This is a genomic window from Halalkalibacter nanhaiisediminis, from assembly GCF_007830185.1.
GTDB lineage: Bacteria > Bacillota > Bacilli > Bacillales > Bacillaceae_D > Halalkalibacter > Halalkalibacter nanhaiisediminis.
The window spans coordinates 1-10,665 of the sequence record NZ_VLKZ01000020.1; the positions used below are offsets into that span (position 1 = coordinate 1).

12 protein-coding genes are annotated in these 10,665 nt (G+C 38.5%); 9 read left to right on the forward strand and 3 right to left on the reverse strand.

Annotated elements, in window-relative coordinates; all coding sequences use genetic code 11:
- Positions 1 to 165 precede the first annotated feature (165 nt).
- The 4 genes from fabL to IQ10_RS17815 all read left to right on the forward strand — a co-directional run bounded on the left by fabL (position 166) and on the right by IQ10_RS17815 (position 4,038).
- Complete coding sequence (gene fabL, locus IQ10_RS17800; protein ID WP_144451817.1) at positions 166 to 915, forward strand: enoyl-[acyl-carrier-protein] reductase FabL; 750 nt, start codon at positions 166 to 168, stop codon at positions 913 to 915.
- A 61-nt stretch (positions 916 to 976) separates the two neighbouring features.
- A complete protein-coding gene (locus tag IQ10_RS17805; RefSeq protein ID WP_144451818.1) occupies positions 977 to 1,180 on the forward strand; it encodes a gamma-type small acid-soluble spore protein in 204 nt (67 codons plus the stop codon).
- Between the two features lie 480 nt (positions 1,181 to 1,660).
- Positions 1,661 to 2,188 (forward strand): nucleoside tri-diphosphate phosphatase, encoded by a 528-nt coding sequence (gene ntdP, locus IQ10_RS17810; protein WP_144451819.1) that lies wholly within the window; start codon positions 1,661 to 1,663, stop codon positions 2,186 to 2,188.
- Positions 2,189 to 2,292: 104 nt separating this feature from the next.
- The gene (locus tag IQ10_RS17815) at positions 2,293 to 4,038 is read left to right on the forward strand and encodes an ABC transporter ATP-binding protein (RefSeq protein ID WP_144451827.1); all 1,746 of its coding nucleotides are present in this window, start codon (positions 2,293 to 2,295) and stop codon (positions 4,036 to 4,038) included.
- 71 nt (positions 4,039 to 4,109) lie between these two features.
- On the opposite strand, the gene IQ10_RS17820 is transcribed toward IQ10_RS17815, so the two are convergent.
- Together IQ10_RS17820 and IQ10_RS17825 are read right to left on the reverse strand one after the other, a co-directional pair.
- Positions 4,110 to 5,192: an FUSC family protein gene (locus IQ10_RS17820; RefSeq protein ID WP_144451820.1), complete on the reverse strand. Its 1,083-nt coding sequence runs from the start codon at positions 5,190 to 5,192 to the stop codon at positions 4,110 to 4,112.
- A 284-nt stretch (positions 5,193 to 5,476) separates the two neighbouring features.
- On the reverse strand, positions 5,477 to 6,772 hold the full coding sequence (locus IQ10_RS17825; RefSeq protein ID WP_144451821.1) for a glutamate-1-semialdehyde 2,1-aminomutase: 1,296 nt from the start codon (positions 6,770 to 6,772) through the stop codon (positions 5,477 to 5,479).
- A 188-nt stretch (positions 6,773 to 6,960) separates the two neighbouring features.
- Between IQ10_RS17825 and IQ10_RS17830 the strand changes: the two genes are divergently transcribed.
- The 4 genes from IQ10_RS17830 (at position 6,961) to perR (ending at position 8,872) form a co-directional block, all read left to right on the forward strand.
- On the forward strand, positions 6,961 to 7,383 hold the full coding sequence (locus IQ10_RS17830; RefSeq protein ID WP_242009879.1) for an ion channel: 423 nt from the start codon (positions 6,961 to 6,963) through the stop codon (positions 7,381 to 7,383).
- A 67-nt stretch (positions 7,384 to 7,450) separates the two neighbouring features.
- A complete protein-coding gene (bcp, locus tag IQ10_RS17835) occupies positions 7,451 to 7,924 on the forward strand; it encodes a thioredoxin-dependent thiol peroxidase (RefSeq protein ID WP_144451822.1) in 474 nt (157 codons plus the stop codon).
- 118 nt (positions 7,925 to 8,042) lie between these two features.
- The gene (locus tag IQ10_RS17840) at positions 8,043 to 8,336 is read left to right on the forward strand and encodes a cyclic-di-AMP receptor (RefSeq protein WP_144451823.1); all 294 of its coding nucleotides are present in this window, start codon (positions 8,043 to 8,045) and stop codon (positions 8,334 to 8,336) included.
- Between the two features lie 98 nt (positions 8,337 to 8,434).
- A complete protein-coding gene (gene perR, locus IQ10_RS17845; RefSeq protein ID WP_144451824.1) occupies positions 8,435 to 8,872 on the forward strand; it encodes a peroxide-responsive transcriptional repressor PerR in 438 nt (145 codons plus the stop codon).
- Between the two features lie 133 nt (positions 8,873 to 9,005).
- On the opposite strand, the gene IQ10_RS17850 is transcribed toward perR, so the two are convergent.
- Entirely contained in the window at positions 9,006 to 9,362 is a 357-nt protein-coding gene (locus IQ10_RS17850) for a YgzB family protein (protein WP_144451825.1), read from the reverse strand.
- A 185-nt stretch (positions 9,363 to 9,547) separates the two neighbouring features.
- Here IQ10_RS17850 and IQ10_RS17855 point away from each other — a divergent pair, with 185 nt between their 5' ends.
- Positions 9,548 to 10,423, forward strand: a complete 876-nt coding sequence (locus IQ10_RS17855) for a nucleotidyltransferase-like protein (RefSeq protein WP_144451826.1) — start codon at positions 9,548 to 9,550, stop codon at positions 10,421 to 10,423.
- Positions 10,424 to 10,665 lie beyond the last annotated feature (242 nt).

A 10,665-nucleotide genomic window follows, 5' to 3' on the forward strand; every position in this document is an offset into this window, starting at 1 on the left:
CTTCAGCCAGTAAATGGTTGCCAAAAACCAGGCAACACATTGACGGTCTTCCAGCACTTGTCGCGGCTAACCAAGGCGCTTTCGCTTTTCTTATTTAGTGTTTCTGTTCGGAGTATGTCCTATACGATATAATATAAGTATCAATGAAATTGGAGGCATTTAGTTATGGAACAAAAAGTAGCCCTTGTAACAGGAAGTAGTCGTGGGATTGGGAAAAACATTGCATTGAAATTAGCAGCACGCGGTTACAACATCGTTATTAATTATGCAAGAAGTAAGCAAGCTGCTCTCGATACAGCAAAGGAAATTGAAGCATTAGGACAAAGAGCTCTTGTTGTAAAAGCAAACGTTGGTAAACCAGAAAAAATCAAAGAATTATTTGAGCAAATTGATCAGGAATTTGGTCGTTTGGATATTTTAGTTAATAATGCGGCATCTGGAGTTTTGAGGCCATTAATGGAACTAGAAGAAAGCCATTGGGATTGGACGATGGATATCAATAGCAAAGCATTGCTATTTTGTGCGCAAGAAGCAGCGAAGCGAATGGAGAAAACGGGCGGAGGTCATATTGTTAGCTTAAGCTCACTTGGATCGATTCGTTATTTAAAAAATTACACAACTGTTGGGGTATCTAAGGCAGCTGTTGAAGCATTAACTCGTTATCTTGCAGTTGAATTAGCAGAAAAGGGAATAGTCGTGAATGCCGTTTCGGGTGGAGCTGTTGATACGGATGCCCTAACTCATTTTCCAAACCGTGAAGAATTACTCGCTGATGCAGCAGCAAGAACTCCGGCAGGTCGTATTGTTGAAGCGGATGATTTAGCGAACACTGTCCTATTTTTATTATCAGAAGAAGCGAAAATGATTAGGGGTCAAACGATTATTGTGGATGGTGGTATTTCTCTGCTTACTTAAAAATTTTTTGTATAATCTTATCCCTCTACGGACATCTTAACTAGCGTGGAGGTGATATCATATGAACAATAACCAAAACCAAGCGCAACAACAAGCTTCAAAAACAAATGCAGCTCAAGTACAAAAGCAAAATGCTGCTTCTGCACAAAATCAAAGCTACAACACTGAGTTTGCTAGCGAGACAAATGTGCAAGAAGTAAAGCAGCAAAATGCTCAATCACAAGCTCGTAAGCAACAAAATTCTTCAAACAACATGAATCAGTAACAAACTTAACCGTTAAAGAACGGCATAAGCAAGAACACCCTCTGACATCCGCGTTTAGAGGGTGTTTTGTGTTTTTCGAGAAATGATCGTTTCACCGATAAATCCTGATTCAGACTGGGAAAATCCAATTTTAGATCGAAAAAACTCGGTTTAGACCGAAAAAATATGAGCTTCGACTGAAAAAATAGATTGGTCATAGGAAATGCAATTGCCCTCATCTAAAGTGCCTATGTTTCATAGGCATGAATACATAATTTAGTACTTATTTTTTTTCAAAAGGCGCTTACCGTTTCAAAACAGGAAAGAACACGTTATAATATAAATGAATGTAAGGAGTATGATGCGTAAGTAAACTGTGAAAAAAGTAGAGAATAGGGTAGATAGAGTTTGAACTGCCCCGTTGTAAGCAGTACAAGCTAATAATGTAAGGACTACTCTACCTACTGACGTCCAAAAGAATTTTCTAGAAAGGAGCTATTTATGAATTTTCCCAAAGTAGGCAGCAATATTCAGATCCAGAGTTATAAGCATAATGGATCTATTCATCGCATTTGGGAAGAAACAATTGTGCTTAAAGGGACGTCAAAGGTTGTAATTGGAGGAAATGACCGTATTCTAGTGAAGGAATCGGACGGGAGGAATTGGAGAACGCGTGAACCTGCTATATGTTACTTTGATTCTGAACAGTGGTTTAACACAATCGGTATGATTCGATCCGATGGAATTTATTACTATTGCAACCTTGGGTCACCATTTACCTGGGATGATGAAGCTTTGAAATACATCGATTATGACCTGGATATTAAGGTGTATCCTGATATGACCTTTAAGCTCTTGGATGAAGATGAATATGAACTACACAAGCAGCTTATGAACTATCCACCTGCTGTGGATGATTTTTTAAGAAGAGGTGTCGATGAGTTAATCTCTTGGATTCATCAACGCAAAGGTCCGTTTGCACCACAATTTGTTGAAAGCTGGTATGAACGGTTTCTACAATATCGTTAGAAGACGCATAAGGTCTGACTACGCATGGATATGGGCAAGTTTGATGATTTGCTTTCTATCTTGTGGTCAGACTTTTGCGCTATAAAGAGAAGGGGGTGGCGAATCTGGATAGCATCAAACGCTATATGGTTTTCGTCAAGCCGTATTGGAAAGAGATTTTGATTACGATTGCCATTGGTGTAATGAAATTTGGTATCCCTTTATTGATTCCGTTAGTGATGATGTATGTGATTGATGACATTATTAATGCTGAGGCTATGACCCAGGATGATAAGTTCTCACTTTTGTTTAAAATCATGCTTGGGATGGTTTTTATTTTTGCTTTTTTACGTCCGCCGATTGAATATTTTAGGCAATATTTCGCTCAATTAATTGGAAATAAAGTGTTGTATGACATTCGTGATCAGCTTTTCACTCATATTCAAAAGCTGAGCTTGAAATTTTATTCGAATCGAAAAGTTGGCGAAATCATTTCAAGGGTTATTCATGACGTTGAACAAACGAAGAACTTTGTCATTACAGGGTTAATGAATATTTGGCTTGATCTTCTTACGATTATTATTGCTGTTATTATTATGTTGAATTTAAATGTTTGGCTCACGCTTGTTGCGATTGCTATGTTTCCTTTTTACGGTTTTTCAATTAAGTTCTTTTATTCAAAGCTACGTCATTTAACGAGAGTACGCTCACAAGCATTGGCTGATGTTCAAGGCCATCTTCACGAGCGTGTCCAAGGAATGAGTGTCATTCGTAGCTTTGCATTGGAGGAACATGAGCAGACTCAATTTGCGAAACGTAATAATCATTTTCTGGATAAGGCTCTTGATCAAACACGGTGGAACGCGAAAACATTTGCCGTTGTTAATACCATTACAGATATTGCGCCATTATTAGTTATTTTTGTCTCTGCCTATTTTGTGATTACTGGTAGTTTAGAGATTGGGGCGATGACAGCATTTGTCCTCTATATGGAACGTCTTTACGCGCCGCTTCGTCGTCTTGTTAACTCTTCAACGACTTTGACACAAGCAATTGCTTCAATGGACCGTGTCTTTGATTTTATTGATGAGAAATATGATATAGAGGATAAGGCTGGGGCAAAGCCGTTGACAAGAGCGCAAGGTTACTTGAATTTTGAAAATGTTACGTTTAAATATAATGAAGATGAAAAGCCAGTGCTAAAAGATTTACAATTACAGGTTAAGCAAGGAGAAACGATTGCGTTTGTTGGAATGAGCGGTGGTGGTAAGAGTACGCTAATCAGCTTAATTCCTCGTTTTTACGATGTGACAGCTGGTAGGATTACACTTGATGGTACGGACATTCGCGATTACCAAGTTCGAACATTACGTGATAATATCGGTATGGTTCTCCAGGATAACCTTCTATTTAGTGATTCGGTCAAATCGAATATTTTGATGGGAAGACCAGACGCGACCGATGAAGAGGTCATCCGTGCTGCTAAAGCGGCAAATGCGCATGGCTTTATCATGGGGCTAGCAAACGAATATGATACAGAGGTTGGAGAAAGAGGCGTCAAGCTCTCTGGTGGGCAAAAGCAACGAATTGCGATTGCTAGAGTGTTCTTGAAAAATCCGCCAATTCTCATCTTTGATGAAGCGACATCTGCGCTTGATTTAGAAAGTGAGCATTATATTCAAGAAGCTCTTGAGAAATTAGCGAAAGACAGGACAACGTTTATAGTGGCTCACCGTCTTTCTACGATCACACATGCAGACCGTATCGTTGTCATTGAAAATGGTGAGATTGTCGAAGAAGGGAATCACCAAGACTTAATCAAACGGAATGGAAGCTACAAAAAGTTATTTGATGTCCAGCAATTACATTAATGGAGAATATAAAAAATCCTTACACGGTCTTATTAATCGTGTAAGGATTTTTATTCGTTTAGAAGACAATATTATTCCTCAGGTTCAGGAACTTTCACTTCGTTGTCATCTTTATGATAGGTGAAAAAGCTTTCGACCAAATGATTAAGGTGTTCAAGCTGTTCTTGATATTCGATCATTTGAGAAACAATAGGCAGAATGTGTAACCATTGTTCATAGGTAATGCAAGATTGTTCGCGAAGGCTGATAAAATAAGTCATGAGTTCATCTTTCCCATGCTCCATGTTCTCCGCTAATTCTTCTATTCGATGGGTGTTAACTTTTCCGACATAACGTAATAATATCCGATCGTGATACGATGTCAAATTGTCTAAATGAATTTCAAATTTTTTATGAGTTTCTACAGTCATTTGACTAAATTCTTCAGAGCGTCTTTCTAAATTTTTTAGGACGCTGAATGCTTTTTTAGTCGTGACAAGCATTTGTCTAAACAGAACGACTTTACGAGCTTTCCCGTATTTATTTCTTTGAAAATAATTACGTTCTTCCTTATAAAGCAAGTAAAGATTATCAATGTTAATCATTCTCTCTTCTAAGCGAGTTAAATCTTTTTTCAACGCTCGATGGTCTGCATCATGACGGATGAATAACATCGTCCACTGATTTACGTCTTCCGTCATTTTTTGTAGCTTTTGATAAAGCTTTGTCTCATATCTAGGTGGGATAAATAGTAGATTCACAATGAATGCTGCTAGTACACCAAGGATAATTAACGCGAAGCGACCTGTTGCAAATTCAACAAAGTTCCCCACAGGGCTTTCCATAATAATGATGATTGTTACAATGGCAAGCGGGATCGTTGTTGGCTCTAATTTAATTTTTAAAATAATGGCAATAGCTAAGATAACGACGAGTCCTACAACAAAAGGTTCATGACCGAATGTCATCACAAAAATAATCCCGAGTATCGCACCAATAATATTGGCTTGAACTTGCTCTAAAATGGTTTGGAAAGTGCGGTAAATGGATGGTTGAACCGCAAAAGCAGCCGCTAGTGCTGCAAACAAAGGTGGTTCAAGATTGAACCAAATAGCTAAATAAAGTGAAAGCATGATGGCAAGCCCCGTCTTAAATATACGAGCTCCAAGTTTCATAAGGGAAATAAGTCCTTTCTTTTTCCTCCGTTTACGGAAGCGTTCATTTTTTATAAAAAAGATGAGCAACTCAATACGAGTAATGAATGAGTACCGAAAGACTATACAATGTCTTGAACGTGTTATCAAGTGCTTTTTAGAGGAATCTTTAAATGAAAGCGTTTGAAGGTACAACAAATTTCCTTATAAACGAATAGATAATAAAAAAGTGCCTGCTCCTTTTTTACATATATACCGTTAAATCTTTTCTTTCGATATATTGTCTGGTGCAGGCACTTCGTTGGTTATAGCTTTTTCATTGCCGCAAATGATTCATCAACGGCTTTAAGTGTATCGTGAATATCTTGTTCTGTGTGTGCAATTGTTAAAAACCAAGCTTCGTACTTAGATGGAGCTAGGTTAATCCCGCGCTTCAACATCTCTTTGAAAAACAATCCGAATTGCTCCCCGTTCGTTTGTTCGGCTTGCTCGTAATTTGTAATTTTTTCCGAGCTGAAATAGAGTGTTAACGCTCCCTTTAAGCGATTTACAGTAATGGTTTGCTCGTGCTTTTCACCAAGCTTGAGTATTCCCTCTTCTAAGATTGCCCCTAAGCGATCGAGTTCCTCGTACACGCCTTCTTGTTGCAGTACTTCTAAGCAAGCAATACCAGCACTCATTGAAGCTGGATTACCAGCCATCGTTCCTGCTTGATAAGCAGGGCCGAGTGGTGCGACTTTTTCCATAATATCAACACGGCCACCGTAAGCACCGATTGGTAGGCCTCCGCCAATAATTTTTCCTAATGCCGTCATATCTGGCTCGACACCAAGGTAATTTTGAGCGCCGCCATACATGAAGCGGAATGCCGTAATCACTTCATCGTAAATGACGAGAGCACCTGCTTGATGGGTTAATTCGTTGACTGCTTCAAGGAATCCTTCTTTCGGTTCAACAATTCCAAAATTACCGACGATCGGTTCAACGAGAACAGCTGCAATCTCATTGCCCCATTTATCAAGGGCATCTTTGTACGCATCAATGTCGTTAAAAGGGACGGTGATCACTTCTTTAGCGATGCTTTTTGTAACACCTGCAGAATCTGGTGTGCCGAGTGTAGACGGACCAGAGCCTGCAGCAACTAAAACAAGATCAGAGTGCCCGTGATAGCAGCCAGCAAATTTAATGATTTTATCGCGACCTGTATAAGCTCTAGCAACGCGAATGGTCGTCATGACAGCTTCTGTACCAGAATTTACGAAACGAACTTTTTCTAGTGACGGAATGGCTTCTTTTAACATTTTCGCAAATTGATTTTCGAGTCTTGTAGGCGTTCCGTATAACACACCATTTTCTGCAGCGTGGGTAATGGCTTTTGTAATATGAGGATGGGCGTGTCCTGTAATTATCGGGCCATAAGCCGCTAAGTAATCAATATAGCGATTTCCGTCAACGTCCCAGAAATAAGCGCCTTTTCCCCGCTCCATAAAGACTGGCGATCCACCGCCGACTGCTTTGTATGCTCGCGAAGGGCTATTAACGCCTCCGACAATATGTTCTTGTGCTTCTTTGTATAATGCTTCTGATTGTGTAAAGTCCATATATGTGTACCTCCAAAAGTTACTGTTATAAGGATGCTGTCAATATATTCAACCATAAAGATACTAGATGAGCAACGGTAAGAGCTGTTTTATTGTATAAAGTGGTTGGCGCCACTTTAGGCTTGCTATCTCTTAACTTCTAGAGTAAATCTCTTTCGCATAGATTTAATAACTAGGAGGGGAGAGACGTGAACTGGATTTTATATCTTATCCTTATTATTGCGACAGCCGGTACAATGATGAGCCTATTGCTTTTGCTCAGGTATCGTCCTATTCGTGGTACTCATTCCGTATCACTCCGCCATTTCACAATGCTTGTCCTCGTCTACATTACCATCACATTATCGTTTTCTATTTTATATCTTGGTTTTGAATTATTAGGCATACAAGTCATTAAGGAAAGTGGACAAAGTATTGGAGGGACTGTTAGCCATTTAATAGAAGATGTTATTTATTTTAGTGCTGTTACGCTGCTTTCAGTTGGTTATGGAGATTTGGTACCAGTTGGTGTTGGACGTTTTATTGCGATTGTCCAAGCTTTATTTGGCTATCTTCTTCCCGCAGCTTTTGTTGTGACCTCGCTTTTTTATGCGAGGAATAAAGACGGGTAATTAGTTGTCTTTCTGGGCAACATCAGCTACGCTTAAAGGAATAATAGCTGAAAGGATAGATGATAAAATGAACGCAAAAATTGGTCAAAAGGCCCCTACTTTTTCTCTCCCTTCTAACAATAGTAAAACAGTATCTTTAGAGGATTACCGAGGTAAGAATGTCATTTTATATTTCTACCCGAAGGACATGACCCCTGGTTGTACAACGCAGGCATGTGATTTTCGTGATCGTATTGAAGATTTTTCTGATTTAGATACAGTGATTCTTGGTGTGAGTCCAGATCCTGTTGCAAGACATGAGAAATTTATTGATAAATACCAGCTCCCTTTTGAACTGCTTGCAGATGAAGAACATGAGGTAGCTGAGTCATATGGTGTGTGGCAGCTGAAGAAGAATTTTGGGAAAGAGTATATGGGCATTGAACGTTCTACTTTTGTGATTAATAAAGATGGTGTGCTCGTAAAAGAATGGCGTAAAGTACGAGTGAAGGACCACGTCGAAGAAGCATTAACATATGTGAAAGAGGAGTTAGAAGGATAGAAATTGAGCGCAGACTAAAGGTTGCGGTAGCTAAATTTAAAAAGGTATTTAGCTGAGAACGTTGAATGATATCATCGAATAAAATTAGATAAGGTTTATTAGTATTGGAGGGATGAATGTGAAGCTTTTGGTGTGCATTATTGATAATCTTTATGCTGATGAAGTCGAAATACAGTTAAAGAAGCTAGAATACCGCATGACTGAGCTAGCAAGTTCAGGTGGCTTTTGGAAAAAAGGAAACACGACTTTTTTATTTGGAGTGGAAGATACCGATTTAGATAGTCTTTCAGAAGCATTACAAGCTGTTTGCTTAAATGTTGAGAAAAGAAAACAACGCTCAAGTAAACAGGCACATCGCTACACATCATTTCTCCTCGATGCGAAGGATGCGGCACTTTTTATGAATATTTAAGAGCAATCACTCTTGAGGCAACGTTGACAGACGAGGTTTATGCATATTATACTAATTATAAAGTAAGAATGGTTTTTTCGAAAGTGAGGTGCATGACAATGTCTGCTCATGGCTTACAAGATGCTCTTGATGCTTTGAAAAGTACCCGTGTGCGTATGACTCCGCAGCGTCATGCGATTCTAGAATTCCTGTACGAATCAATGACCCATCCAACGGCTGATGAGATTTATAAATCGTTAGAGGGACGTTTTCCCAATATGAGTGTCGCAACAGTATACAATAATCTGCGCGTCTTTAAGGAAGCTGGCATCGTAAAAGAGTTAACGTATGGTGACTCTTCAAGTCGATTCGATTGTGTAACGTCGGATCATTACCATGTTATTTGTGGAGACTGTGGAAAGATGGTTGATTTTCATTATCCTGGATTAGATGAAGTTGAGACACTTGCAGAACACGTTACAGGGTTCAAAGTTCATAGTCATCGCATGGAGATTTATGGAACTTGTCCAAAATGTCAAAAGAATGTAGAACATTAATAAATGGAATGTCTGTTTGAGGTTGGCTCACAGGAGTATAGCTATGATTCATTTTTAGATGACAGCGTAGCTTTACTTCGGTTGTAGAGAGGCCTCTTTTTTTTGTACAGAAAAAGAAGTAGGGTAAGTGATCCTACTTCTTTTTCTCTTTACGATTGTAATTTTCGTCAAATTCTTTACCTTCAAGTGATTTATCCAAGGTTAAGGGTTCGCTACAGTGCATGCAGGCATCGACGCGACCGAGCATTTTTGTCGCACCTCCACAATTTGGGCAAACAACTTGAATGGTTTTGGTTGAAAGCATGCCAATCCAAAAGTAAACGACAGTACTGCCGATTATGAATAAGAAGCCTAGTAACATCGCAATAGTCATTAAAATAACGTTTTCTCTAAAAAAGATTCCTACATACATAACAAGGATTCCGATAAAAACAAGAGAAAGCGCGAATGTTCTTATCTTATTAATTTTATTTGTATATTTTAACGCCATAACAGTCCCTCCTAGCTTGTAGTATAGCACAGAGGTCGTCGAATCGGCATATGTTGAAGCAATCTGTCATAAAATTCTCTTCTTTTATAGCTTTGCAGGATTTTTTTCTTTTTTTGTCGAATTTATTATTTCTGAAATTACATATCGTTTATATTGGTGAGGTTATGAAGGGGGCTAGGGGTATTATGGACGTATTATTGCGGCAATTGTATCAAGACAGAGCAAGTGATGAAGATACACTTGCTATTTTAGTATTAGAGAAAGAGCAATCACCTCTGTCGATTACAGATGGGTTTGATGTGATCATTCTTCTTATTAATAGTCAGCAAGATATAGATTGGGAAGTGAAACATTATGAAGTGGCCGGGAAATGTGTGGCTTTCCATTCTTTGAGTCAAGTCATGATGCACCACACACTTATTGTCGGAAATCAAAGAAGGTTGATTGACTGGTTAGTGAATGGGAAAATTGTCTTTGACCGTAATGAGTTTCTTACAGGTGTCAAAGAGAGAATTGAATCATTCCCTCCTGGTGACCGTTCTAAGAAAATGACGATTCAATTTACGAAGATGCTAAGAAGATTTGAAGAAGGCAAAGTTCTATTTTATAATGGGCATTATTTTGATGCTTTCAGTAATATGATGCATGCCCTTCATCATTTAGCACGCTTATCTGTTATTCATCACGGCTTTTATCCAGAGGTCACAGTGTGGGAACAAGTTCGTCATATTGAGCCACAAACATACAAATTGTATCAAGAGTTATTAAATAGTGAAGAAACATTAGAGAAACGAATCGAACTACTTATATTAGCAACTGAACTGGCTATTCATTCTAAAACAGAGATTGGAAGCGAGCATTTTCTTTCCCTTATCTCGATAGATGTCTCATCTATTGCAGAATTTATGGGGCATCAAGAGGTCGAAGATTATCGGATTGATCTTGAACTTCTTGTACGTCACTTAGTTGAAAAAGGGTTTCTTTGCTATAAAAGAAAAGAGACAAAGGTAGAAGGCATTGAAAAAATTCTTTATCTAAAAAAAAATAATAAAAGTTATTGACGTAATAAACAGGGGGTGATATATTATTACTTGTCGCTGATGAGGCGAACGAAACAAGAAAATAACACTTGCTTTTGAAATGCAGAAGTGTTATGATGTAAAAGTCGCCAACAAGTGACACCGAGTTCTTTGAAAACTGAACAAAAGCCAAGCGAAATAGAGATACATGATATCTCGTCAATTATTAAGAAGTATCGTTAGCGATACATTTTGAGCTAATCGATTTTTCAAAAGGTGACCGA

Excerpts from the sequence above, each read along its gene's own strand:
- fabL (WP_144451817.1), top strand. The coding sequence starts at position 166 with ATGGAACAAAAAGTAGCCCTTGTAACAGGAAGTAGTCGTGGGATTGGG.
- IQ10_RS17805 (WP_144451818.1), top strand. The coding sequence starts at position 977 with ATGAACAATAACCAAAACCAAGCGCAACAACAAGCTTCAAAAACAAAT.
- ntdP (WP_144451819.1), top strand. The coding sequence starts at position 1,661 with ATGAATTTTCCCAAAGTAGGCAGCAATATTCAGATCCAGAGTTATAAG.
- IQ10_RS17820 (WP_144451820.1), bottom strand. The coding sequence starts at position 5,192 with ATGAAACTTGGAGCTCGTATATTTAAGACGGGGCTTGCCATCATGCTT.
- IQ10_RS17825 (WP_144451821.1), bottom strand. The coding sequence starts at position 6,772 with ATGGACTTTACACAATCAGAAGCATTATACAAAGAAGCACAAGAACAT.
- bcp (WP_144451822.1), top strand. The coding sequence starts at position 7,451 with ATGAACGCAAAAATTGGTCAAAAGGCCCCTACTTTTTCTCTCCCTTCT.
- perR (WP_144451824.1), top strand. The coding sequence starts at position 8,435 with ATGTCTGCTCATGGCTTACAAGATGCTCTTGATGCTTTGAAAAGTACC.
- IQ10_RS17850 (WP_144451825.1), bottom strand. The coding sequence starts at position 9,362 with ATGGCGTTAAAATATACAAATAAAATTAATAAGATAAGAACATTCGCG.
- IQ10_RS17855 (WP_144451826.1), top strand. The coding sequence starts at position 9,548 with ATGGACGTATTATTGCGGCAATTGTATCAAGACAGAGCAAGTGATGAA.